This is a genomic window from Nitrospirillum guaranorum (assembly GCF_034653275.1).
In the GTDB taxonomy this organism is placed as follows: Bacteria; Pseudomonadota; Alphaproteobacteria; order Azospirillales; family Azospirillaceae; genus Nitrospirillum.
On sequence record NZ_JAYEES010000001.1, the window covers coordinates 553,733 to 578,389 of the forward strand.

Genomic DNA, 24,657 nt, shown 5'->3' on the forward strand with positions numbered 1-24,657 from the left:
TATGATCGTCGACCTTGCCTACGGGCTCGGCCTGCAGCCGTATGAGCTGCTGGAGGGAATGGTGGTCGGCCAGAAGCCGGAGCGGGAGAGGCGGAAGGAGAAGTAGGCGTTTGAAGATGCAAGATGCGTCATGCGTCAACCTGTCACAAATCAGGTTCTGAATCTTATATCTTCACGACGTCAGTACAGTAATGAGCGGGAGCGGGTTGTAGAGCCTCCCTTTGGGTCCAGGATTGGGGTAAGTGATGAGTTGGGCGCCTATAGTCGCCGATTGTTTGATCGAAAATGCAACCCCATGAACAGTAATGTTAATCAAATATTCCATCAGTGACGCATTTTTTTCTGCTATATTTAGATAAGTATTTTGCACTCGGCAAAACTGGAAATTCTTTGCAATTTCTATAATCGCTCTCGCTGCCATTGCATTTTAACATTCTCGCCAAATCAGGATAAAAATCGTCATCAAATTTTGTTTCTGCATCATAAATTGCATTCTCGAATCTGGAATTTTTGTTTACATATATTTTCCTCATGTCCGCACCTCTGAAGTCCGCTTCTTCGAAGTCTGAGTCCGCCATGGAGGCTCCAAATAAGTTGGTGCCTTTGAAGCTAGATTTTGTAAAATTTCCCCCGTTCAAATACGCCCCCTTCATATCTGATTTATCGAAGTAGGCACTCTCAGCCAGAACCCAATACAATCGAGCAAAACTTAGATTTGAATGGTAGAATATGGTGCCGTTTATATCAGCATCTGAAATGTCTAATAGATCAGCTCGTGCGCATGCGATCTGTGATTTGGAAAGGTCGGCGCCAATTAATATTGCGCTCGACAACGTGGAAGAGCTTAAGTTCTTTGATTTAAGATTTGCGTTGATTAGAATTGCCGACTGTAGGTCGGCACCAATTAGGTTTCCACCGAAATGGGCAAGGCCATTAATAGCTTTAAGGGCGAGGCGCAGTCTATCGTGTTCGACTTCACCGTCTGGTGTGGTGGACCGATACTTGTTTGAGAAGGTTAATACCTGGGTTGTTGCGTCGGAAAGCCATGAGTTGGTAGTAAATATTTTGTGAGGAAGATTTAAGGATCTGCAACCAAAGTTGAAAGATGGGCAAAGATAGTTATCTGTCGGTGAATCGATAAAATTCCAAAAATTATTATCTGATGGATTGTTTTTGGCTTGATTGACGATTGCGCTTCTAGTAATACTTACATTTTCATCCTGTTGATGTGCTCGTGTTGTGTCCTCAGGGTGCTTTAAAAATTCATAGCTGGTTTTTGGCAGGAAGCTGCCGCCGTCATTTAACGGCACGAGCCAAAACAACTCTAAAGCTATTATGCTACTCAGGCAGGTGGATATACACATAGATGCTATTATTATCATTTTATTGACGTTAATACTCATCCTGGTAGAGATCTGCACGTGACGCAGTGTGAACCAGGCCATCATCAGGGCATCGGTAAAAGCAGAAATTTTATGGAAATTATTCAGAAAATCGTTTTGGAAACGTAAACCAGCCAGTTGCACGCCAGTTAGAACGATAATAGGAAATATAAATAGTATGAAAATTGATACTACTGGATAAATATTGCTATGCAATAAACGCGATCTTCTGGAGGTTGTCGCTATAACAAACTCTACATTTGGAAGCAAATGAAATAGAAATTCTTTCTCATCTCTGCTTAAATTACTTACTTCTGTTGTCGATAGAAATTTTACAATGTTGCAAGATAGCATGGAATATCTAATTAGCGTAAATGAATGGACGAAAGTAAATATTAATGGTGCAAATGATAATGCAATTGTCGGGGATATTTGCACGCCTATTTGGGAAATGCTAGTGGCATTTCCCGCTAATATGTTTTCATCGGTATTTGATATTGACATGGCCAATATATATACACCAAGAGCAATCATAGCGGAGGCACCTGCCTGTGCCGTCTTGGAACCGTCGTTTATAGATGAAATTAAATTCGTAATATATCCTGGTATTTCGAATCTATTTTGGGCGACGTTACGCTTAATTGATCTCATATAATCCTCCTTATTTAGCAAATAGAGCGTGAGGTATAAGAATATTGTCCCTATCTTGTATTATGTTTAACTCCTTATTATTCAAAATGCTGCGTCCAATTCTCCGCGATCCCCTTCCGCGCATACTCCAGGGTCATCGACCCCGGCCAGCTCCAAGGATACCAGTTGGTCCAGCTCGCACTCCTGCAGGGCGCCCTGTTGTTCTCAGGATGCGGGATGCCGCACCAGCCGTAGGTCCTGGCCTTGTCCGCCTCCGTCGTCGATCCGTCGCGGATGCAAGCCGTCCTGAATGCGGGGGTCCCGCAGGACGCCGATGGTGACGGAGGAATTGATGGCTCCAGGCGTGTACCTGGGGTCTGGCACCGGGTAGCCGTTCTTCATCAGCGTTCGGCAACCTGTAGGTGGGAGGAGCTGTATGCTGGCCTGCGGCACCGAGTCCTTGGGGACGATCCCCAGGGCGGCGCAGTTCGGCGGGTCGGCGGAGGCCGCGAGGCCAGACGCTGCCTGCAGCAGAACAAGGACCGCCACGAACTGGGACGAGAACCTCTTCATCGGAATCCCTCCTCGAAAGGCAACCGTGGACCGGGTGGAGCAAAGGTCAGGATTTGCTGTCGGCGTTGGCCTGGATGCCCTTGGCCAGCACGTAGCTGCCCCCTGAAATGCCGAGGAGACCCAGAACCTGTGGCGGGATGTCGACGAACTTATCGGCCTCCAGGCTCAGGGTCAGGTAGAGCCCGGCAATGACGAAGGTGAAGAGGAGGAACTGGAGGCGGGACAGGCTCGCCTTGCCGGGCGTCGACGGTGGCGGTGTGACCACGACGGTGATCGGGGCGGGCGCTGTGGGTGCCGGCTGGGCTGGCTGAGGCGCCTGGACCGGTGGGGCATCGCCGTTTGGGAGCGCTTGTTGTTGTTCTCCGGCAACAGCGGCGAGAGCAGGAGCAGCCGCCGGGGCAGGAGCAACGGCAGGGGCAGGAGCAGGGGCCGCGATGGGGGCAGGAGCGCCCCCACCACCTCCTGCGGCCAGGGCGACTGCAGCGACCGCGTTTCCGTTGCCGAGGTCGATTGGGGTTCCGGGTTCATTCAACAGGCCAGTGAAATCGATGTGCCCCTTCCAGATCTTCCAGAGGACGATGAGGGCCATGATGGCAATGAAGACGACGATGACCCAACTGGCGGCGAAAGCTACGGTGGTCTGCATTTTTTCCCCTCAGATATGCTGGGTTTGGCTTATCTGCCGGTGGCCTTCCCGCCGACATAGACGGCGTGGCTGGCGGCGAACAGGCCGACGAGGCTGTCCGGGATCGTGGGCAGGTTCTTGGTCGATAGTGCCGATGTCACGTAGGCGACAAGGCCGCCTATGGTCATGATGAGGAGTTGTAGGCGGGCAGGTGAGAAGCGTTCGCTGCCGTCGCTCAGCAGGCCGTCCACCGGGATGCGCCCCGTCAGGAGACGGTAGAGGACGATCACGGTCAGTGCGAAGAACCAGGCCACCAGCACCCACGCCAACACGCTACTTGGAAGCATGTCGTCCTCCACGGGCGAAAGTCTCAAAGCCGAAATGACGCTAAGAAATCATTTTGAAAACGGGGCTGTCCCATGGTGCATCAGGCAGGTGCCTCTCTGCTCACTTTGGGAAGGCCTTCCCTAACCGTTGAGATCATCGATAGAAGCAATTTCCCATGAGGGGTCCCAGGGCCCCCATGGAAGGCCAATAGGCGTTGGGCCGTATTCGTGTTCACATCATCCAGCCCGGCAAAGCGCAGTGCGTTGGTCGCGGCAAATCCTGGTGCCCCGCCCAACGTCTTTCCCATGAAGTCGATCATGTCGTGGGCAAAGCGGTCTGCGTTGGCGGTCTTGCCAAGCATGGACCAATCCGTGCCAAACATGATCCGAGTTCGTAGGAGATCGAGGCGTTGGAGATTCGCCTGGCTCTTCAGGAAGGCTTCGAATCGTCCGCGCGAAGCGATGTCGTCGCCACCGCCGTTTGCAACGAAGGAGAAATCAGCTACATCGGCATAGACGCCTTCGTGGCAAGCCATCAAATCGACAATGGTCTGTGCCCAGGGTGTTGTGTCGCGCTTGTTCTCCCAGAATCCCCCGAAATGGCCGAAACTGACGCGCAATGCCGGATGGCGGGCCAACACTGCCGACCAATGAGCAGGATTAGGGCAGTCATCGAATTGCTCGTAAGCAAGCTGGGAAGAAGCGCTGTGCAGCATGATGGGGACGCCTTCCCGCTCGCAGTAAGCATAGAGCCGCTCCAGGACGCCATCCAATCGATCTGGGAAATCAGGAAATTCCCTCAATGCGTCGCAAGGAACATCCGGGATATGGGCGTTGTCCGATCCGCGAAAGCCCATCGGTGGATACAGTTTAACGCCGATGAAGCCGTGGGACGTTAACGCCTCCTTGACGAGGGCAAGGGGATCCCGGTGGTTGGCTTCATCCCTTATCGCGCGCCAAGGATTATATCCGACGAAGCCATGCAGCAGCGTCTTGGCTGGAAGTTTTGATGTGCTGGCCAAGGCCCCCATGACCCGGACCTGATCGGCGAACGGGGTTTCGGGTTGATCGAACCGGTCAAGCCACAGGCCGTAATCGACCAGCGACGGCATCACAAGCCGCGGCTGGACATTATTGCTCCCCAAGACCCCAACTAGGCGCTGCACGAGAGCTAGCCGAGGCAGGGTATAAAGGTCTGCCCATTCAATGATGTTTAGCAGCCCGGAGAAGGGATCTGCCAGCAAAGCGCCTCGGGCGTTTGGCGAGCGAGGCTGTCCGCTGACGCGCAACTGTCTAACCAGTTCCTCGGCGAGTTGTTGCGGATCCCCTTCATCTCTGAAAGCCAGGGCTCCTCTGCGTGCCGGGCGAGCTTGGTCAACTTTTGCGGCAATCCTGTCGTAAAGTTGCCGGCGTTCAGCTTCAGTCGGAACAGCCGGGCTTGGCCATGACCGGGCGACCGGCGGCACGGCCGCGCCAGCTATGCGGGGAAGATTCGGGTTCCGGCAGGGCCCCTCGTTCTGCTTTTCGGGCGCCGGCGTATTCTGAGCGAGCGTGGCGCGCAAACGGGTATCGATATTGCCGTCCTCGGCATGGAGCGCCCGCAGTCCGCGCGCCAATGCGGCTGTGGCGCGGTTGTCGCCGGGTGTCGTGTCCGGGCCGTCGTTTAACTGGCGCATTTCCACCGCACCGGTGGGCGCGTCGTCGGTCATCATCGCCGCGATCATGAAAAGGAAGGGCTTCAGCAGATCGCCGACGATTGGGGGGACGATGGAGGGGTTTTCGAGATAGACTTGGTGCACGAATTGGTAGACGGGCAGGTCCGTGGCGTTGAAGACATGGCAATGGGTATCAACCAGCAGCCCGTCGACTACTACACCATGGTTGTCTGGAACCAGGTGGCATCCGGACAAGGAGGCCATCAAGGTCGCCCCTGCGGTTCCCATAAAAAGGGAACGGCGATCCATCGTGATAGGACTAGTCATGGGGCCACCGAGGCTGGCGCTGGCGAGGATGGACGGGGATCCCCGGATGAACGACGGCCACAACGGCGGTATTTGAGGAGCGTTGTCTGGGCGGCTTTCACCCCGTCGGCAATCCGCGCTCCGTCAACCTGCTTCCGGCCTTCGTCGTCCTTGTACTGGAAGTACCCCCCTGGACGAACTCCGAAGGGTTCAAGCTGGGTGCCTCGAAAGTTGGTACCAGTGGGAGCAGCCCCCGGATTGAAATAGGCGGGGGTGATGAAGTTCGAGACAGCGACGCCATTGATGGGATAGGCGTCCCCCTGCACGGGATCGCACACCTCGACGTCGTATAGAACCCGCCCACTGGAAGAAATGGCTCCCATCGGTGCCGGGCCTGGACGTTGCTGGTCAAGTGAAGGGTCGGCAATAACTTCAAGCACCTCATGCGATAGCACTACTGTCCATGCCTCGCCCCGCATGTGGCAGATATCGAGGTAGACGAACCCGTAGGGAACACTTTCGTGGTTTAACGTGTGATACCCGAAGTAGACACTCTCGATCCCGGTAAGCGGATCGGCGTAGTGGTCACCGAGATAGATCACGGCCTCAGGAAGGATCAGGCTGGCCTCCTGATTGCGCACATCCAGGTCCTTCAAGACGATCTCGACAGTTGAGCCATCCTGCTGCGGCCAGAATTGGAGAAAGTCGTCCTTCACCTGTTGGGATATGCTGACTACCGCGTTCTGTACCGCGGTGCCCGGAAGCGTGGTGGACAGATTAGCAATTGTCAGCCGCATTTCGCGCTCCTGTTCAAAGACGAAGTCAAAAGCTGGAATTGCATGCCGTCACTCAACAGGCCGCCCAACAGGATGCGGCTCGTCAGCAGGCGGTGCAGGACGATCACGGTTAGTACGGAGAACCAGGCCACCAGCACCCACGCCAACACGCCACTTGGAAGCATGTCGTCCTCCACAGGCAGAGGTTCGGTCACCGCGCCCGGCCGGGCGCGGCGGAAGGCGGTCCTAGAAATTGATGCCCTGGTTCGCCAGGGCGGTGAGCACGTCGTTGACGCTTTCCTGAACGTCCTGGTCCCTGCTTCCGACATGGACGAGCGCCCCTGCGGGGACAGCGCCCGTGTCGGCGTCGGGGCTCCGCGTGGTGACAATGCTGATAACGGCCCCCTTCAGCCAGATGGGCCGGCCGTCAAGGCGGGTGAACTGCAGGAGGGCTCGGGCGGGATGGACGCGTGCCAGGAGGGCATCGACGTCTTCGTCCGTGGCGATGTCGGTGGAGCGGGGACCGGTGACATAGGATCGGGAAGGGGGATCACCGTCATAGGGACCGGTCACGATGGATATCGCGTCCGCGGCCACATGGAGGATAGTCCCGTCGATCGATCTGATGTCCACCACCGTCGCCCCCGCACGGTTGCCGGCCGCCACGACACCGGCCGGGGCGCCCTCATAGATCACAGGTTGAATTATCCACGGATGACAATCCGTATCAACCAAAGATGTATGCGAGGCGCAATCTAATGGGATAGGTTGGGAAGGATTTTCCTTTGGCGGCCTGGTGGGAGCCCGCGTCTCCCGGCCTGGTGCCGGGCTCGGGGCCGAGCGGCCGCATACACATGGGGCATGGGGGAGGGTGGAAATGCGGCGTGCGATGCGGGGCTTGGCCATGACGGCCGGCATGGCGGTGTTGGCCTTCAGCCTCCCCATCCAGGCGCTGGCCTGGGGGATGGACGGCCACAAGACGGTGGCCTACATCGCCTACGAGCTACTGACCGACAAGGCCAAGCAGCAAGTGGGTGCCATCCTCGGCGACGCCAGCGAGGACGCCTTCGTCAACTCCTCCACCTGGGCGGACGACATCCGCAAGCCGCAACCGGACCAGCCATATCCCGGGAGCGGGCCCTGGCACTACGTCTCCATCCAGATGGCCGAGACGGCCTACAGCAAGGCGGCCGACTGCCCGACGGGCGACTGCGCGGTGGAGAAGATCGGCGAGTTCAACAAGCAGGTTGTCGACCCGCAGGTGCTCGGCGCCATCAAGAAGGATGCCCTGCGGTTCGTCATCCATTTCGTCGGGGACGTCGCACAGCCGCTGCACGCCTGCGAGAACCAGGACCGCGGCGGCAACGAGGTGCAGGTGGTCCTGAACGGCCGCCAGACCAACCTCCACAGCGTGTGGGACACCGGCATCATCAAGGGGGCGTGGGGAGACATCGCCGCCCATCGGGCGCTGCTGCTCCAGCGCGCCAAGGCGGAGGCGGCCGGGTTCAAGGTGGGCGCGCCGGCGGACTGGGCCAACGAGAGCCACAAGCTCGCGGTGGAGGTGGTGCATCCCAGCCTGGGTGGGCCAGTGAAGCCGGGCCCGGTCAGCCCGCCGGTGGCGATAGAGACGAGGCTGGTGGCGCTGTTGGATGAGGAACTCAGTTGACTGGGAACGGCTTGTGAGGATGATGCCGTTCAATGAGGTTAAACGCATGCCGCGCACAGATGTGCCCGGTAACTCGAACTTTCCGATTGAAAAAAAATGGAAATCAGTCTAAGCTTCTCCGCCCTCGGAATTCCACAAGAAGGTAAAATGCGGTGCTTTCTTTAACATATTTTAAACGCTCAGTGAAATCAATGCACTCCCACGGCGAGCTGCGTGCGGGGGCTCTTGATCACGAGGCTGCTCAATTTCGAGGCCCTCAAGCAAGGGGCGGGGCTATGGCGCCAGCTGTGGCGACGGACTCTCCACACGTATATGTTGACATTGCCCTTGAGGAGGATAGTCATACGGGAGAGAGCCGTTACGTACGAAAGTAGACCCATATGCGCCTTTCATCGGACGAGATATATCTCGTTTTGGATTTTGATTTTTCTACCCAGAAAAATACTATAAAGATGATGCCATCTCTGCCGCAGGCTATACGGGGATGGCAGGCTGGAACTCGTTTATCCCCTATCTGGGGAGTAGATGTTTATAATACTGCAAATCTCAGAGTAGATCCATTAGATGACGATGTCTGCCTACTTTTCATAGGGCCAGTTCAGCCTGCTCGCTTCTACAGTGACCTTCCGCAGTTGCGCGCAGATGGGAATAGCCCTGTCAAGCTTTGGGTCAGCTTGGGCGCCTATAATTTGATTGTTGTCACACCCAAAGACATTTCATCTATCATAACCAGTTGGGCGGAAGGGCAGGGCCTGAATTATGAGCGATGGACAATTAATAATAACAAGGTAATTGATCAGAGTTATTTCTGTAATCCACAAAAAAGTTTAGATTGGCGTAATAAAATGGCCGAATTTTCTGGTGGCCGATACGTAAAGATTCTCCCGATTGTCGCTAGTGAGTATGTGGCCCTGATGGCTTCTACTTTAGCTCGGGCCGAGCGAGTAACACCATCAATGGTGGAAATGTTCATTTCCATTCATGCGGCACTAAGTGAATTAGTTTCTGATGAAATAGACTCGAATCCTGTATTGGCATCTGCTGTTATGGCAAATGTCAACGCCGGTCTGTCAAGATTTTCGTCGCAGGCTTATTCTGGCTCGTCACCAATATTTGCGACAGAGTCTCATTTTTGGATTCATTCGCTACTTGGAACGGCCGTTGCCAATATTGCCCTTCAGAAACTTGTTGACTTTGCCGCAGAACACATCGGTGGAGTTAACATCCCTAGACTCCTAGATTTACTGAGAAACATTAAAAATAATGTAGTAGACCTCGAAAGAGGGGGTGCGTCGTCTGATATATTCCACCGAGATCATTTGGGCGACGTAATTGCAGAGTGTGGGGAATCTGCAGAACCTTCATTACCAATTATTACGTATTTCAGCGGAAGAGACGGTTTTAAAAGTCATCATTTGACTTTAAGTGCTCCATTGGCGGCCGTTCCAGCATGTAATTCTTTGCGTTATAGTCTATACACACTGACACACGAGCTATCTCACCGTATAATACATGCGACTTTAACAATTCTTTGCCCAGATAGAGATAACGAATCTAGTGTTAGCGAGTCTATAGCCCTTCTTTCTGAAAGAGATAAACCAGCTGATGACTGGTTACGGGCCGTTAAGAGATACATGCTGCATGGTATTGTGGCCATTAACTTGGAAAGAATGAAAGATCAGGGCGATAAAAGATATGATAGAAATCGTCTTTTGGAAGCTGATCATTATTGGCGACCGGAAATAGAAGAAATAATGGTCCACGTTTTTGACTTTCTGTATTTCTACAGAAGAGATCCTAACCGTTATGTTAAGGGGATTTGGACGTCGTGGAGCACGCTTCCTAATATAGGTGATCGAGTTGAGGAGTATATAATACGCACTTTGTGTGCCGTTTTATCAAATCATCTTCGACGTGGTGCTGAGATGGAGAATTCTGCCCGCGATGACGTTTTGATGGCGTTGGAGAATCTACAGTCGTTGCAACATGGGCTAGCTTATATATCGGATGCCGTTAGTTTACTAAAAAATGACTGGGATCGGCTTTGCGAAAAGATAAAAAGAAGAAAAGTATTTGTTCAAATAGTGAGGGGATTTTTATTTTCAGAGAGAATAGCGACTCGCCTGGCTTCGGAGCAATTTGTTAGTGGCAATGAGAGAGAGCGTCAAGGTTATACGCACAATATTGGGGTTCTTGATCTAGTTCCTTTTCAGAATCCTCTCCGTTATCTCGAAGCGTTTACCACTTCTATGGATCCGGGATCTTCCGCGTCAGCTTGGATGTTAAATATGCTGGCGTTTAATAGAGCTACATCGGCGGGGGTGGAATAATGGCCCAGCTAGTGAATGGCTATCTCCTGTTTTGGCCTGGTAGCCCTGGTAATATAAAGATAGAAGATCTTTCTCAATCAAGTAATCTGAGAATCATGAGCAATGAAAGGGCGTATGGCTGGGATTTTATGGAATTTAAAAGTAATATTCCCCTAGATAATGAAGATCATGGGATATTGTCTCCGCCTTATCTTTATAAGATTATGTGTAGAAGAAGTGGCCCGCGAGTTCTCCTTTTGAGTACAGGGAAGAAGATTGTCGATGTGCTAATTGAAAAAGAAATAAACACAACGTTGTCTCCAAATTTGCGCCCGGCGCATCTAAAAATTAATGACCTTGTACATCTCATCGTTAAGAGCCCTGATCGCTATTTGTTAACTTCTGTTTATTGTCGAACCCCTGCTTATGGAGCAGATCTCCAATCGCTGTCTATGTTTGGGGATGATGTTGGAAATGCGGAGCTTTTTCGCGAAATAATGGATAGAATGACGGCTTATCGTTGCGGCTTGGGTCGGTTGCGAGATAGGAAAGAAATAGTACGTCTTGGTTCCGATGGTGCAATATCTTTTTTCTGGGAGAATGAAAGAAGGGCGAAGGAAGTAGAGTCAACCCTTAATTATCTTAAGAATAATAATTTAATTGAAACAGATTGGAATGAGGTTCTGAAATGATGAATTTAGCTGCCGATTGGCAAGATAGGTCTAAGTTGATTAACTACTTAGCTCAGCAGCTCGCTCAAGGGCGGCTGGCCCTCTTTCTTGGAGCTGGAATATCCAAGTTCTGCGGTTTGCCGGACTGGAATACACTTGTTGATCGACTTTTAACATTAACTCAGTTGGATAAGCCCGAACTGGACGTCAAGAGAACGGTTGAATTTATTCGCCTCAAACATTTTCAACAGGATGAAACAGGGTTTAGAGAGGCGGTTCGTGCCGCTTTGTACCAAACGGCATCTTCTGACTTTGAAAAGATTAGAGCAAACAAAACCTTGGCTGCAATCGGTGCCCTTGTAATGTCGTCAAGGCGTGGTGGTGTAGCGCAAGTTGTTAACTTTAACTTTGATAACCTTCTTGGCCTTTATTTGAAATATCATGGATTTACTATATCGGAGATATTTGAGGAGGTTCATTGGTCAAGTAACCGTGACGTGAAAATTTACCATCCGCATGGATTTCTTCCGATGTCTGGAGAAATTCCAAATAACTCTAGATTGGTTCTCGATCAAACTTCTTTTAATAAAATAATTTCTCAAGCTGATGGTCCTTGGCGACAGATATTACAGAATATCATTCGCACAAATACAATAATATTTATTGGATTATCTGGAAATGACGACAATATAGATTCGCTCCTTGATGCGGTGAAAGAGCGGCATGCAACAAAAATGGCCCATACGCTCTATATGGGAGTTAGATTCAGTATGGATGACGATGAACCAATGAGAAGTATAATGGAAGCGCGTGACATATCCACCTTTAGGGTAACTTCGTTTGATGAAGATTTGCCGAATTTTCTATTCGAAATATGCCAAAGTGCAGCATCTAAACATTATTAGAATGACGGACAGATGCCTCAGTCCAGCCGCCTTCAGGTTCCAGAAGAGGTACAGTCGAGTTGCCGAGCTGTCCGGCTCGTTGGGTTTGTTGATGATCGGCGTGGGATTGGACGTCGAGCGTGGCGGCTACAGTTGACCTCATTGTAAATTTAGAGTGGGTATTCGCGCGGCCGGTGTGAGAGCGGGGTACGTCGGTAGGGTGGAAAAGTGCTTCTTGGTGGTGGCCGGCGAAGCCGAAACCATGCAACTTGTTCCCGCAAAAGGCGCGCCGTATCCTGCTTCCACGCGGGCCCGCATCGCCTGCCTTTCAATTCTCGGGAGCACAGTCAGTGGCCGACGCCGATTTCGAAGTCCTGCAGCAGACCGCCCAGTTGGTAGCCGCCTATCTTTCCAATGCCGGCAACCACCTGGCGCCGGGCGAGGTGCCCGGGCTGATCAAGGCCACCTACGCCAGCCTGTCCACGTTGGGTCAGGAGGCGCCGGCCGCGGCCGAACCGGAGAAGCTGGTCCCGGCGGTTCCGATCCGCAAATCGGTGACACCCGACTACATCGTGTGCCTGGAGGACGGCAAAAAGCTGAAGATGCTGAAGCGCCACCTGCGAACCGCCTACGGCTTGTCGCCCGAGGAATATAGGGAGAGGTGGGGGCTGCCGGTGGATTACCCGATGGTGGCGCCGAACTACGCGGAGCAGAGGTCGGGGTTGGCCAAGGCCTTCGGATTGGGCAAGCGGGACCAGGTGCCAGTGGCCGAGGAAAAGCCGACACGGAAAGGGAAGCGCGCCACTGCGGCGTGACGCCGTTGGCAGTCGGTTCAGAATAGGGTGAGTTCGCGGGCAAACCCGGCCTAGACTAAGCGGTGGAGGGTGGGCATGCGTATCGGCGAGCTTCCGTTGGTGGTGACCCGGATCAAGACGACCTGGGTCCCCGCCGAGTCTTCGCTCGACTTCTCTCCCAGGAAAGGCGGGCAGGGCTCCTGGGATACCACAGCGGCGACGGTGGCCTTGCAAGCCGCGGGTGGGCTCGTCCTGGAATACATCGCCAAGACGGGGGGGGCCGCCGGCCAGACAGCATTTGGAATCAACCGCCCTACAGACTTCAATAAAATCAAATGGGTACTGTGTTGATCGGCGTCCGCTCTGCGCGCCGATTAACTCACCGATACCGAAGGATGCGGGAACCGCCAACTCATCAACCTCAAACCTGGAATACGTCGCGTCCGGAGTAGGGTGAAAAAGAGACGCCCCCTTAAGAGCCTGGCCCATAAATCGGAGGCACCGCTCTGAACGGTAGCAAAATACCGCGTCGCGCGAGCTTCTGACCCCGGAAGCGGCTCCAAGGGCACCCAGACGAGGACGAAGGGCGAATTATGGGCCAGGCTCTAAGACGCTACCGAGAAAGTTTTCATGTTACCTTCTTTTTTAATTTGCCGAGGATGGTATTATTTACTTATTCTATGGAATCAAAAAATCATCAATAAAATGGGATGATCATGGATAAAAAATTCAAATCTCGCTGGTTTTTCTCTGGTCTTGGGCAAGGGGTTGTTACTAAGCATGGATTTTTTGGCGCAAAAAACGTTGATGCTGCTGCTCCTTACCTTCCAGACTTTCAATCTATGGCAGATAGTCTTTGTGAAATAATATCTGGATTTGATGAGGATGGGTATGACATACATACAGTTCTCCCAATTCAGGTTGGAACATCTGAGCCATCTATTACTAAGAACAATTCTTATCTTGGAGACTACTCTTACAGCCTTACGAGGGGAGCAATCGTCATAGGGAAAAAGCGTACTGATTGAAAGAGGTCAGTAGAATCGGGTCTACACCTGTAAATCGGCGCGCCCCAATGACCCCGCTGACTTTAATAGAATCAAATGGATACCGTGCCGATGGGCGTCCAAGCTACGCGCCGATTAACAATTTATGTTCGGCATTGGCAAGATCCCGTGTTTTGCCCGGCTGGCGCCGGGCAGTTGGTTACGCGCACACGGGGCCGCGTCCCGCCTATTCTCCCCGGACGCGCGGGTGTGAACCCATACATGGGATAGGATTTTGTTTCAGCGGGCTGCCCGACAGAGCGGGAACCCGTGTGTGCGCGTAAAGCGATGCCCGGAGGGTAACCACACCCGCTGAGCACGAAATCAGTATCGCGGAACGTAGGGGACTTTTAAAGGGTTGTCTTGATGCCTCAGGGTTGCGGCCGGCCGCCGGTTCTGCCGCCGACCGTCTATCGAGGGCCGTCAGTTTGCCAGCGGCAGCCTGGCGCAGGTCTCATCGGCCTGCATTTTGTAGGTGAAGTCGGGAGCCGGGCGCCAAACGGTCACGTTTAGGCGCTCCCCCACCTGCATTGAGATTGGTGTCGGCTGCCGCGGCGTCCGGTTGGGGCAATGATCGAGCGAATGGACTGCGACGCCATCCACCGAGGTGACGCAAAAGCAGACCCGTTGGTTGCCAGGGTCATTCCTGATGATCACAGGTAACACCGTGGCCCTCCTGGCTGATTTCAGCCATTCGGCGCGTTGACCCTGTTCGACCACCTTGAACTTGAGGGGGCGGACCGGATCGTTCGCCGTCCAATTGTCCTCCGAAACCATTTGGAGGGACGGCGTCCGGGAAAGGGGAAGCGATGAGCAGGCGGCTACCGCGACGGTGCAAGTTGCTGCGGCGATTGCCCATGTTTTTGGCGTTATCCGTCTGTTTTTCATTTTGTTTCCCAGCGGCAGTATGGGGCGCCGATCAAGCGGCAAATCACGAACCAGCTCCGAATAGATCGTTACAACTGTATCATAATTGCTACTGTTAATGCCGAGGGCATCGTTAACGGGGCCTTGATGTGCGGCCGTTACAGCGTCACCACCGCGCCGTTCGCGATCACCAGCCTCCTCGTCCACCTGCTGGGTATCCCGGGGCCCAAGCCGGTGCCCCGGGAAGTGCATCAACGGTTGAGTTGCGCGGCGATGCCAAGGACGGTGCGAAGCGATCCGTGGGTGGTCGGCGATATCTTGCCGATCCAGTCGTTCTCCTTCCGCTCCGTCCACTCGAACAGGTACGCCTCCCGGTCGCCCGACACCTTTCTGGCGCGGCGCGTCATCGCTCCCCAGACACTCTTGAGCGCGGCGTGCTGGTCCTCGATGGCGATGCCGAGCTTGGCACAGACGTCGTTGACCAGGAAGCCATCCGGGCTGGCCTCGACCATCACGTTCAGGGCGATCCGGACCTTTTCGTCCAGCCGGTTTATGAACTGTCGCGCCTCGTTGATCGATAGGTCCGTCGGCTTCCATTCGGGACGCTTCCGGGCGGGTATCCCATCGCCGTCGGATTCGTTGTCGCCCTCGCCGCGTTCGAAGGCGGCTTCGGGTAGTCGCCCTTTGAGGTAGGCTGCGATTTCGGCCTGTGTGGCCGTGGTGAATGTCGCCAGGTCGCTGAACGACAGGAAGAGGCCGCTGTTCATATCGCTTCTCCATCATCTTGATTCGAGACGGTATAAGACACCAAGTGATGATGATGTTGTAGCGTTATACTGGCCTACATGCAACCTCCGCGTGGTTGCATGCCTCTACCTCCGGGGTTGTCGGTTTGTTGCGCGATAGCCCCGGTCGGTATTGGCGAGTCAAAAGGAGAAGGAAATGGAAATCGATTGAAGCGGCCAATCGACAACGGTGAGCTGATTTCGATGCCAGCGTGGTCCCGTCACATCAGGGCACGGTTCGGTGTTGATTCCCCACGTATGGGCGCTCAATGGTTGGCAGATTGTGTCTCTGGTCGTGGGGTAGGAGCGCATCCACCGGGTCAGGCCTGGAGGCCGGCGTAGCCGGCTGGAAGGCCTGACCCGGTGGGCGGTCATCGCGGGTCTTCGGTAGAGTTTGGTCACCACACACACCCTCCAACCGAAGGTGACCACGATGACCGACCCGATGATGGCGTTGCGTTCGATGCTTGAGAAGGGCGCTGATGCCAATGTGCTCAGAGAGATGATCGGCTTTGCTGCCCAGCGGCTGATGGAACTGGAGGTCCACGGCCTGACCGGCGCCGAACCTGGCGAGCGGTCGGCGAACCGGCAGGTTCAGCGCAGCGGCTACCGCGATCGCGACTGGCACACCCGGGCCGGCACGGTGGAACTGCGCATTCCCAAGCTGTGCCGGGGCAGCTACTTCCCCGGCTTCCTGGAACCACGATATAAACCAGCGCGATCCGGTGATCCAGAAAACCTCAATAAAATCAATCAGATGTAGTGCAGATCGGCGTCCAATTCACGCGCCGATTAACACGCGCGGAGCGCGGATCCCGTCGCGCCGCCATCAGTCAGGGGGGGCACGGTCATGTGTTAGTCAGGGCGGGGCGCAGGCCTTCGATCCGCAGCACGACACCCACGGCTGCCAGGAGCGCGACGGCGACAATGGTGGTGTGGACCACTTTGGCGGTTGGCCTGCGGCTCATCCAGGTGACCGATTGGCCCCCGGGCGATTCAGCGGGTCCTGTCCGCCGCCGTCATGGCCGCGTCCGCGTTCACGAAGTACCTGACCTTGGGGCTGCAACCGCCGGTAACCGGCGAGGTGGACAACCAGGAACCGTCAGGCCGCTGGACGGCCCAGGAAAATCTCGCGTTCGGCGTCACGCGCTGCGCTGTCATTCCGTCCCGGCGGACCCAAGTTCCGTCGCTTTCTTCCACCCAATCCAGGGTCGGCGACAATTTTCCCACTATTCCTCCTGGACGCCGTTCACAAGAAATGTACCATTAAGAGAATTCCAATATTGAGTCTCATCATGAATGACTTTCTAAAGCTGTCGAGCGATATCGTTGCCGCATATGTCGCAAAAAATCACATCTCGCCGGGTGAATTGCCTGGACTGATTCATTCGGTCTATGGGAGCTTGGTCCGGATCGATAGTCCGGCGCCAGAGCCTGTTCCTGAGGCTAAGCTTGTGCCGGCCGTGCCGGTTCGGAAATCCGTGACCCCCGACTACATCGTGTGCCTGGAAGACGGCAAGAAGCTGAAGATGCTGAAGCGCCATCTGCGCACCGCCTACGGCCTGTCGCCGGAGGAGTACCGCGAGAAGTGGGGCCTGCCGGTGGACTATCCCATGGTCGCCCCGAACTACGCGGAGCAGCGGTCGGGGTTGGCCAAGGCCATTGGCTTGGGTACCCGTGGGCGCGGGGAGGCGGAGGAGGTGAAGCCGGCGAAGAAGCGTGGGCGCTCTGCAGCGTGACCTCGGCCTAGCACGATACAGGGGAGCGGGCTGATGCCGGCGCCGCCGCCACGGCAGCGCAAGAGGTCGACGGTTCAGCCCGTCCGTCGAGACAGAGGCGGTCCGGCGCGGCGGCGATGCGCCAGCGCGTCATGGCCACGGACGGCGGAGGCCGGGCGGTTGGCGGCAGGAGCATCAGGCCCAGGGTGTCGCCCGCCTCGGCCGCGAGCTGGAGACGGCGGTACTGGGTCGGGGTGGGCAGCAGGCGTCCCCCACCGCCGCGCCCAGGCAGCGGCAGCGGAGGGCCTCCTCCATGACCCAGAGGGCGTCCTCCTCCATGCGGGGATAGATCTGCAGCAGCCGGCCCAGGAGCGCAGCGACGAACCCGTGCCCCGCAGTGCCGGCCGGCAAGGATCTCATGAATGCCGCCGCAGACCAGACCGCCAGCCGGCAGGGCAAGGTCCAGGGCCGGCACGCCCGTGGCGACGGGCGGCCGGCCGCCCACCGGACGGGTCCGGTCGAGGGCGGATAGCTGGGCGCGCAAGGTGGTGATGGCGGCGGCATGGTCGGTCATACCTCAATCAATGTTCTCTATTTGTTCCAAGTCAAGCCCGGCCTATGGTTAATGGGGATGGGCTGGACGGAAGCATAGGGGAATCAAGCCGCAGCGTCGGAGAGGGACGGCAGCCAGGGGGCCCGGCCGATGATCTCGACGGCTGCGCAGTGGATGCCGGGGGCGGCAGGATCGCTCGAACTCGGTGAAGCGGGAGGTGACGCGCACGCGGGTACCGTAGGGGTGGGCCAGGTCGGCGACCAGGAGGGCAATCTGGTCGGGTTCGGCGGCGATGATGAGCAGTGAGGTGGGGACAGCAGAGGTGGACATGGCGGCCTCCGGGACGGAGTGGAGGCAGAATCCCAGATGCAAAAATTTGAGTGAATTTTCGAAATACGATACAAAGTCAATTCTTGGTAATGGCATCAAGATGAAGAAGATCAATTCCCGAAGATATGGCGCCATTTATAAAATAACAGATCCGATCCGCTGCTGCGATTGTTTCTTTTCGATGAGCAATTACGATCCGTGTTATTCCCATACCCTTGATCGCAGCATTGATTTCGGCCTCCGCGCTTGCGTCAAGATGCGCTGTCCCCTCATCCATTATAAGCAGTTTAGGTCGGCGGTATAACGCACGCGCGAGGAGGACACGTTGCTTCTGTCCGCCAGAGAGGCTCGAGCCCATGTCTCCGACAAGAGTCTCATATCCCATAGGCATGCGCATAATATCTTCGTCAATTGAGGCAGTAGCCGCTGCGGCTTTTACGCGGGCGAAGTCTGGGTCGTCATCGAAAAGAGCAATGTTGTCGGCTATCGAACCGGCGAACAAATTATCATCCTGTAAAACGGCGCCAATTTGTTCTCTATAATTCCTATGACCAAAATCTTTTAGTAAAAGCCCATCTATTCGTATTTGTCCACTATCAGGTTCAATGAGGCCAAGAAGAACTTTAACCAGAGTTGATTTTCCACCCCCCGACGGTCCAGTGATAACAACATGTGAACCTGGTTCAATAACTAAATCTACTCCATTAAGGACCGGTGGTTCTGTTGTCGAATAACGGAAGGTGACGTCATTCAATTCAATATGTCCATTCAATTCCCTTCGCACCGTTGGGGTATCTAGATCGAAACTGGGGTCTTCGTCTGAGAGAGCGATATCAGACAGTCGATCGAGATGCAGGCCCAACATTTTGAAAGAAATTACCTGGTCTCCTAAAGAAGTTGCATTCTTTATGAACTGTGCTTTGTACGCTAGAAAGGCAAACATCATGCCGACGCTGAAGCCGCCAGCCATAACTAGTGAAATTCCGACCCAGATAGACACAACTGTTTCCAACCCAAAGATCAGTGTATTTGCACCTCCCTGCCATAGGTTAATGCGCGCAGATACAATACCAGCGTTAACCGCGTCGGTTAGCTTGATCTGCCATAGCGCATGGCGCGCAACTTCCCTGTTAAAGAGCCGCAGTGTAGTGATGCCTCGCAAGGATTCGATCATCACGGACTGCTCTTTCGCTCTTGCGGATACCTCGCTGGTATTAGCTTCCAATTGCATCGGGAATGTTAAAAGTCTTACGGCGAGATACAGGGCGAAAGCGATTGCAGCAATAAGCGCGAGCGTCGAACTGTAGAAAAACATTATGATGAGCGTTAGGGAAGTCAGCGCACCATCGACTACAGCCGATCCGGCGCTTTGGGTCAGTGCTTCTTGTATCGGATGAATCGACTGAAACCTTGAAAGAACATCACCGACATGCCGTCTTTCAAACCACGAAATTGGCAGTCGAAATAGCTTCCTCGCTATATTATTTGCAATTCCGAAGCTGAGAGCCGCCCCAGCAATTAGTAGTACATATGATCGAAGTACCGTCGTTGCACTGTTGACAATTGTAAGAAGGCCAAAACCAAGTGCAATTACGGCCATAAGGTTCCAATCTAGTGCTGGTAAGACCTGATCGACTGCAATTTGCATGTAATAAGGCAAAGAAATTGCAAATAGTTGAATAACTATGCTTAAAGATAATGTTTGGGCTATGGAAGTTTTCAGACCATACACATTTTTCCAAAGTCGCGTCAGGGCAAGACGCTCCTGTTTGACCTGCGTTCTGAAGCTATTAGCTGGATGCAGCTCAAGCGCAACGCCTGTAAAGTAGGGCGATATATCTGTTAAGCCATACCATCTGGAAGCCCCGGCGGGGTCATGGATCAGGACTCGGCCGCGTTCTACTCGTTCGGCAACGACGAAGTGGTTTAAGTTCCAATGCAGGATAGCCGGAAAAGTTAGACGGGGGACCGATTCGAGAGGCAACTTCACGGCGCGGCTTGAGAAGCCCATCTGGTCAGAAATCAGAACCAACGATTTAAGTGTCACGCCTCTTGTCGACAACGGGAAGCGCCGGCGAAGAGCGCTTAAGTCCGTGTCAGATCCGTGATAGGTAGCTATCATAGCTAAACAGGCGAGACCGCATTCGGAGAATTCGGTCTGACGTACGAGGCGGATGCGCCGCCTGGACCAAAGACCTATGTGGAGATCACGTTCCATCAAATTTCTTCTATCTTGCGCCGACGGCGTATATGGGCTCGAATAGCCACCTGAAAAGGGATTGACGCGCGGTGAGTATCCGAGCTGTCAAAGCCATCCCGGGTAAGAGAGGCTGCTCACGTCCGTAGGCCATCACCCAAGGTTGGGATAGATTGGCGGTAAGTAAGTAGATTGGCACTGGGCGGCCGTCAGCGCGGACGTGCGAAATCGCGACCGTGGATATCTCGTTGACCTTTCCTTTAACTGTACCAAAGCGCTGATATGGAAATGCATCGATAGCCAGATTCACCTCCTGGCCAATTTTCAAAAACCCTATCGCATTAGATGGAATATATAATTCCGCACGAAACTGACCATCGGCGGGTACTATCGTCATCATTTCACTTTGCGAACTCGCAACTTGTCCAGCATGTGCCGTAATGGCGGTAACGGTGCCACTGATTGGTGACCTGATGGTATAGCCGCGGCTAGATTCGACGTCTGTACGGTGCCGAGCAATCTCGGCTTGGTTCGACGCTATGCTGGAAATCTGTGCATTCGCTAATGCTTGGGCTTGGTCGATGCTGCGCTTTATTTCTGCAATCTGTGACGATTTCGCATCCCGCGCTTGTTTCAACTGTAGGAGTTGCTGCTGACGGACAAGCAGCGCTTCTTCCCGCGAGCGCAGGTCGCGCTGGCTTATAAAGCCACGGGCGGCAATATCTGCTACCGATCCTACTTCCTTTTCAGCAACCTCAACCAAACGCCGCTGCGTGCTGATCTGTTCGTCAATTCTTAAGATTTCCTGCGAAAAACCTGCTGCTTGTTGCTGCAACCGGTTCCGTTCGGCTGTCGCGGCAGCAAGGACAGCGGCCTTCTGTTCCGAGAGTGTCTCGTCTTGAGACACAAGCGCATCTAACATCCGACTTGGCCCACTGGCGCCTCCGATCATCGTCTCCTCCGTGTGCACCTCGACGAGTGGCGCCCCGGCTACCACGTGCTGTCCCTCTCGGACATGCAACACTGCAACGATGCCGGAACGGGGCGGCAAAATTGTTGCTACACCCGTACCTAGAACAATCTGGCCTTCTACCGTTTCGAACCGGGAATAGGATCCAAAAGTCAAGAATATGACCGAAATAATGACCGATATTATCAGTGAAAGACCAACAAGATGCCAGCTAATTGGTACAAATAGATGTATATCACCATCTAGGCGGCGTGCTCTATGTTCGAGGAATTCTTTTCGAAATAAAGGATTCGGGGAAGTATTCATCGCCCGCTCCATTAATCATCTAATAGTCAAATTTTTTGTAATGAAATCCATGATCTTTCCATTTTTTTTTGGAAAAGTTAATAATTTCAGCAATGAACGTGTCGGCAATATGCATTGGTTTCAGGTAATCAAGCCACATCCACTGGCCGTTAGGATTACATTCAAGGAATACGGTACTATTATCTGGCTTAACTACTAGGTCAAACACGCCACTAAACAGACCAAATCTTTCAAGATAAGAAAAAATATTTGATTTTAAATCATCATTAATATCTGTAATGCTATACATATCTCTTAGAATTCCCATTCTCCAATCAATTTTAGTGCTATCATTGAGTTGTGACTCTATTTTGTAGGCAATAATACTTCCGCCAACGGCTACGACGCGAAGCTCGTATTGCTTCTCGACATACTCCTGGAACATCGTCGGACACGCCGAAAACTGCTCAGGGGCAATAGCCTTGATCTCGGCAGCGTTCACAAGCGTCGGAGAAAGCAATACAATCTGTTGAAGGTCAGCCGGATCGGGAATGTCATAACCGGCAATGGGCTTCCTTATCGTGCGTGCTGGGTCGAGGTTGCTGACGAACTGTGTAATTTGATCCTTATCGTGGAGTATTGCATGCCGCGGTACGGTAAAGCCGCACGCTGCCGCGACTCGAAGTTGCAACGGTTTGCAGCCAGCGACGGTGATAACGTCATAGCCATTCAACACGCGCGCTCCGGTACTGGCACAGGCCCCAAATAAAGCCTCTCGCCACTCAAGCGCTGCGAACCGATGGGCGACCAGATCCATACTTTGGGGGAAGGTCGGCGGTGTCATCTTGTACCGCCAGACAATCAAATCGTCGCTATCAATGGACTGCATCATGCGCTGCAGGTCACAACCAGGCCCAACAAAAGAAACTGGGATCCCTGCGCGTGCACATGCCTCCTTTAATGCGAAGATGTGAATATCATGCTTCGGATCATCAGAGTTGCCGACCAACCAAATCATGGCATAATATCCAGCATGATTAATGAATCTCCGTTCAGAAATATAAACGATATTGGACTAAGTCTCTGGGTCGTCTAAGTCGACGTATAAGACAATATTTTCAATATTGTGAAGAACAAGTCATATTTTACTTCTGCGGCGACATCAATTTTCATTTTGGGCAGCTATCTCCATAAGCTACTGCGTAAGGGAAGTCAAAACACCTGATTAGGCCGTCTAGCACGTTCAAGTTAGCTGGCCAGGCCATGGCGCCCTTGAACTCTGCCTTGAACCAAGGCGGTTCTGGCAAAGCCGCAAGCCGTTGCCGTGCCGCTTTCAGTCCAGGAAGATCTCTATTCAGAAAAGCAACAGTTCCCAAGGAGTATTCATAGAATCCCATATCGAGTCGCCTCTTATCTGGCGTAACTCCAGCCATTAATAAAGGAATTGCTAGATGATTATCACCTGCTATGGCTTCCATTTGGCCTTCATGCCAATACATTACGTGCAGGTTCTCTTGATCTAATCGGTGCCAATTGTGCCGAATATAGGACTCTATTAAATTGGCGGCGGCCTTCTCGCAGCCTGATCGGGATGCTAGCGTTCGCCATCCGCCGTTCATGTCTTGATCGAATGCGGTTGGTGTCAGCTGCATCATTTGCTCGGTATCAACCGCGCACTGTCCGGACTCGGTGCCTTTTGGCCCGTCTTGTCCCGTAGCGCTAGCTATTGCGGCAATCAGCAAAAAGGCGAGGGGCGATGCGGCCATTCTATCTTCTCAGGGGTGTGGCGACGACCAGCAAATCGATCAGCCACGCGGGAGGGGGATAGCAGCGGAGATAAAGGTGGATATCGGCATTGCTCACGCTGAGCCGACCAGATAGCCGCCGACCATCGAGATGGTCGGCGGCCGAAATCTGTCAGTGGTTTAATCGCAGTCAACCGCCATGCATTTGGTTTGACTTTGGTTACAGGACCAACTGACCGTGCCGCCGGCAACGCGCTCCAGCTCCTCCGGGGAAAGCTCCTGCACGTCGGAAGTGAACCCTTGCATGGCGAAAGGCAGGCTAGAATCTGATTCCATTGAGAAATCTCCTTCTGTCATTCATTCACGTCGGGCGCCGAACGCCTGTAAACGCGTCGGCGTCAGTTGGAGAGCGAGGTAAATGCTAGTCGCAGTCACCTGCCGAAGTGCATCTCCCGCTCGAATCGCACACGACGTTGACGGGCAACTTGACGGTATACGAGCCGCCAGCCACGCGCTCGAGCTCGGCTTCCGTAAGAGGCTCGGGCGCAGCCATCCCGAGCATAGCAAATGGCAGCATCTTGGCTTCGTCGCTAGACGCGGCCCGACGATCAATGTTCATCATGAGCATTCTCCGATGTGCGTTGCAGTATTGCGATTATGCCCCCGGAAAGGCGGATGACAAGCATTAAGAATCGTAAAAATTGTTAACAAAGTCATAAAATCCACGTTTAAGGGCGGCTTGGGCGAGGGGAATGGACCGTAATGACGAGGCAATGAGCTAAATCAGTGCGGACTTTGAGGTATGCGTCTCTTTGTCGCGGTAGAGTTAGCGATATATACTAATGGAATATGGATTAAGTATCGAAATTTGTTCGAACTATAACATGAATACGATGGTATTTAGTTTGTAACATCGTATTATGCGCATAATAAGCAGGATGTTTATTGGATGTTGTAGTATATATATCGCAGCAAATGTTGTTACGGACGCGGAAAATGTATTATTCACATTAAATATAAACTTAAAATTATGAAGTAAAATTTATCACTTTTGTTAGATTATGTATGTTATCGTTTTTGAAAAAAAGCAATTATAATTACCAATTATATGGAAGTGAATGAATGATATAAAATATCATTCGTCATAATATTGGTAATAAACATCATAATATGATTTAATATGTTTATTACTACATAGTGCAAGCCTATTATGTCCATATTTTCAATAATGGAACTTTGATAATATTTATATTTTACATACAAAGTTCGCGCCAACACGCTCGCAGATAACCTTCATGCCCATTTAGAACTTAATGCCACGTCTCTTGTGTGGGCGCTTGACTACTGCTGTATTGGATAATACTGACATAATGTATCGATCCAACAGCAGGGCATGACTTAGAGCGCAAATAGTACAATCGTGAACTCAAGATCAAGGCGGTAGGGCTTATCGAAGAACGGGGCGTCAGCGTGGCGCGGGCGCGCGGGATCTTTAGGGGTCACGTGACGATACAGCGCAAATGGGCACGCTCTTGGACGGGACGGCATAAGCACTTTTCCCTGG

24 protein-coding genes and 1 pseudogene are annotated in these 24,657 nt (G+C 53.3%); 10 read left to right on the forward strand and 15 right to left on the reverse strand.

Going from position 1 to position 24,657, the window contains the following annotated elements; genetic code table 11:
* Positions 1 to 308 precede the first annotated feature (308 nt).
* The 8 genes from UAJ10_RS02155 to UAJ10_RS02190 all read right to left on the reverse strand — a co-directional run bounded on the left by UAJ10_RS02155 (position 309) and on the right by UAJ10_RS02190 (position 6,969).
* Positions 309 to 2,033: a pentapeptide repeat-containing protein gene (locus UAJ10_RS02155; protein ID WP_322913727.1), complete on the reverse strand. Its 1,725-nt coding sequence runs from the start codon at positions 2,031 to 2,033 to the stop codon at positions 309 to 311.
* Between the two features lie 204 nt (positions 2,034 to 2,237).
* On the reverse strand, positions 2,238 to 2,585 hold the full coding sequence (locus tag UAJ10_RS02160) for a hypothetical protein (protein ID WP_322913728.1): 348 nt from the start codon (positions 2,583 to 2,585) through the stop codon (positions 2,238 to 2,240).
* A gap of 46 nt (positions 2,586 to 2,631) precedes the next feature.
* On the reverse strand, positions 2,632 to 3,231 hold the full coding sequence (locus UAJ10_RS02165; RefSeq protein ID WP_322913729.1) for a hypothetical protein: 600 nt from the start codon (positions 3,229 to 3,231) through the stop codon (positions 2,632 to 2,634).
* Positions 3,232 to 3,260: 29 nt separating this feature from the next.
* Entirely contained in the window at positions 3,261 to 3,557 is a 297-nt protein-coding gene (locus UAJ10_RS02170) for a hypothetical protein (RefSeq protein WP_322913730.1), read from the reverse strand.
* An 80-nt stretch (positions 3,558 to 3,637) separates the two neighbouring features.
* Positions 3,638 to 5,455, reverse strand: coding sequence for an amidohydrolase family protein (locus UAJ10_RS02175; protein WP_322913731.1), 1,818 nt, complete (start codon positions 5,453 to 5,455; stop codon positions 3,638 to 3,640).
* A gap of 59 nt (positions 5,456 to 5,514) precedes the next feature.
* Positions 5,515 to 6,294 carry a hypothetical protein gene (locus UAJ10_RS02180; RefSeq protein ID WP_322913732.1) on the reverse strand — a complete coding sequence of 260 codons (780 nt, stop codon included), beginning with the start codon at positions 6,292 to 6,294 and terminating at the stop codon, positions 5,515 to 5,517.
* Positions 6,285 to 6,488 (reverse strand): hypothetical protein, encoded by a 204-nt coding sequence (locus UAJ10_RS02185; protein WP_322913733.1) that lies wholly within the window; start codon positions 6,486 to 6,488, stop codon positions 6,285 to 6,287. The genes UAJ10_RS02180 and UAJ10_RS02185 overlap by 10 nt, the downstream gene beginning before the upstream one ends.
* 31 nt (positions 6,489 to 6,519) lie before the next feature.
* Positions 6,520 to 6,969: a hypothetical protein gene (locus UAJ10_RS02190; RefSeq protein ID WP_322913734.1), complete on the reverse strand. Its 450-nt coding sequence runs from the start codon at positions 6,967 to 6,969 to the stop codon at positions 6,520 to 6,522.
* Between the two features lie 181 nt (positions 6,970 to 7,150).
* On the opposite strand from UAJ10_RS02190, the gene UAJ10_RS02195 reads away from it, so the two are divergent.
* The 7 genes from UAJ10_RS02195 to UAJ10_RS02225 all read left to right on the forward strand — a co-directional run bounded on the left by UAJ10_RS02195 (position 7,151) and on the right by UAJ10_RS02225 (position 13,625).
* Positions 7,151 to 7,939 carry a S1/P1 nuclease gene (locus UAJ10_RS02195; RefSeq protein WP_322913735.1) on the forward strand — a complete coding sequence of 263 codons (789 nt, stop codon included), beginning with the start codon at positions 7,151 to 7,153 and terminating at the stop codon, positions 7,937 to 7,939.
* A gap of 380 nt (positions 7,940 to 8,319) precedes the next feature.
* Positions 8,320 to 10,269, forward strand: a complete 1,950-nt coding sequence (locus UAJ10_RS02200) for a hypothetical protein (protein ID WP_322913736.1) — start codon at positions 8,320 to 8,322, stop codon at positions 10,267 to 10,269.
* The gene (locus UAJ10_RS02205; RefSeq protein WP_322913737.1) at positions 10,269 to 10,940 is read left to right on the forward strand and encodes a hypothetical protein; all 672 of its coding nucleotides are present in this window, start codon (positions 10,269 to 10,271) and stop codon (positions 10,938 to 10,940) included. Before UAJ10_RS02200 ends, UAJ10_RS02205 begins: the two co-directional genes overlap by 1 nt.
* The gene (locus tag UAJ10_RS02210; RefSeq protein WP_322913738.1) at positions 10,937 to 11,824 is read left to right on the forward strand and encodes an SIR2 family protein; all 888 of its coding nucleotides are present in this window, start codon (positions 10,937 to 10,939) and stop codon (positions 11,822 to 11,824) included. Before UAJ10_RS02205 ends, UAJ10_RS02210 begins: the two co-directional genes overlap by 4 nt.
* 329 nt (positions 11,825 to 12,153) lie before the next feature.
* Entirely contained in the window at positions 12,154 to 12,618 is a 465-nt protein-coding gene (locus UAJ10_RS02215) for a Ros/MucR family transcriptional regulator (RefSeq protein ID WP_322913739.1), read from the forward strand.
* Between the two features lie 75 nt (positions 12,619 to 12,693).
* Complete coding sequence (locus tag UAJ10_RS02220) at positions 12,694 to 12,948, forward strand: hypothetical protein (protein WP_322913740.1); 255 nt, start codon at positions 12,694 to 12,696, stop codon at positions 12,946 to 12,948.
* Between the two features lie 365 nt (positions 12,949 to 13,313).
* Positions 13,314 to 13,625, forward strand: coding sequence for a hypothetical protein (locus tag UAJ10_RS02225; RefSeq protein WP_322913741.1), 312 nt, complete (start codon positions 13,314 to 13,316; stop codon positions 13,623 to 13,625).
* A gap of 441 nt (positions 13,626 to 14,066) precedes the next feature.
* Here UAJ10_RS02225 and UAJ10_RS02230 read toward each other — a convergent pair whose 3' ends face one another.
* Together UAJ10_RS02230 and UAJ10_RS02235 are read right to left on the reverse strand one after the other, a co-directional pair.
* On the reverse strand, positions 14,067 to 14,717 hold the full coding sequence (locus UAJ10_RS02230; protein ID WP_322913742.1) for a hypothetical protein: 651 nt from the start codon (positions 14,715 to 14,717) through the stop codon (positions 14,067 to 14,069).
* Positions 14,718 to 14,761: 44 nt separating this feature from the next.
* Positions 14,762 to 15,277 carry a hypothetical protein gene (locus UAJ10_RS02235; RefSeq protein ID WP_322913743.1) on the reverse strand — a complete coding sequence of 172 codons (516 nt, stop codon included), beginning with the start codon at positions 15,275 to 15,277 and terminating at the stop codon, positions 14,762 to 14,764.
* A 451-nt stretch (positions 15,278 to 15,728) separates the two neighbouring features.
* Here UAJ10_RS02235 and UAJ10_RS02240 point away from each other — a divergent pair.
* Together UAJ10_RS02240 and UAJ10_RS02245 are read left to right on the forward strand one after the other, a co-directional pair.
* Positions 15,729 to 16,001: pseudogene (locus UAJ10_RS02240) on the forward strand (transposase); the annotation flags it as partial.
* A 589-nt stretch (positions 16,002 to 16,590) separates the two neighbouring features.
* Positions 16,591 to 17,034 (forward strand): Ros/MucR family transcriptional regulator, encoded by a 444-nt coding sequence (locus UAJ10_RS02245; RefSeq protein ID WP_322913744.1) that lies wholly within the window; start codon positions 16,591 to 16,593, stop codon positions 17,032 to 17,034.
* Between the two features lie 174 nt (positions 17,035 to 17,208).
* On the opposite strand, the gene UAJ10_RS02250 is transcribed toward UAJ10_RS02245, so the two are convergent.
* The gene (locus tag UAJ10_RS02250) at positions 17,209 to 17,433 is read right to left on the reverse strand and encodes a hypothetical protein (protein WP_322913745.1); all 225 of its coding nucleotides are present in this window, start codon (positions 17,431 to 17,433) and stop codon (positions 17,209 to 17,211) included.
* Between the two features lie 283 nt (positions 17,434 to 17,716).
* Between UAJ10_RS02250 and UAJ10_RS02255 the strand changes: the two genes are divergently transcribed.
* A complete protein-coding gene (locus UAJ10_RS02255) occupies positions 17,717 to 17,872 on the forward strand; it encodes a hypothetical protein (protein WP_322913746.1) in 156 nt (51 codons plus the stop codon).
* A gap of 100 nt (positions 17,873 to 17,972) precedes the next feature.
* On the opposite strand, the gene UAJ10_RS02260 is transcribed toward UAJ10_RS02255, so the two are convergent.
* From UAJ10_RS02260 to UAJ10_RS02275, 4 genes are all read right to left on the reverse strand, one after another.
* Positions 17,973 to 20,114, reverse strand: a complete 2,142-nt coding sequence (locus UAJ10_RS02260) for a peptidase domain-containing ABC transporter (protein ID WP_322913747.1) — start codon at positions 20,112 to 20,114, stop codon at positions 17,973 to 17,975.
* Between the two features lie 10 nt (positions 20,115 to 20,124).
* On the reverse strand, positions 20,125 to 21,369 hold the full coding sequence (locus UAJ10_RS02265; protein WP_322913748.1) for an HlyD family efflux transporter periplasmic adaptor subunit: 1,245 nt from the start codon (positions 21,367 to 21,369) through the stop codon (positions 20,125 to 20,127).
* A gap of 19 nt (positions 21,370 to 21,388) precedes the next feature.
* Positions 21,389 to 22,366, reverse strand: a complete 978-nt coding sequence (locus UAJ10_RS02270; protein ID WP_322913749.1) for a hypothetical protein — start codon at positions 22,364 to 22,366, stop codon at positions 21,389 to 21,391.
* Positions 22,367 to 22,517: 151 nt separating this feature from the next.
* Positions 22,518 to 23,114, reverse strand: coding sequence for a hypothetical protein (locus tag UAJ10_RS02275; RefSeq protein ID WP_322913750.1), 597 nt, complete (start codon positions 23,112 to 23,114; stop codon positions 22,518 to 22,520).
* Positions 23,115 to 24,657: the final 1,543 nt, after the last annotated feature.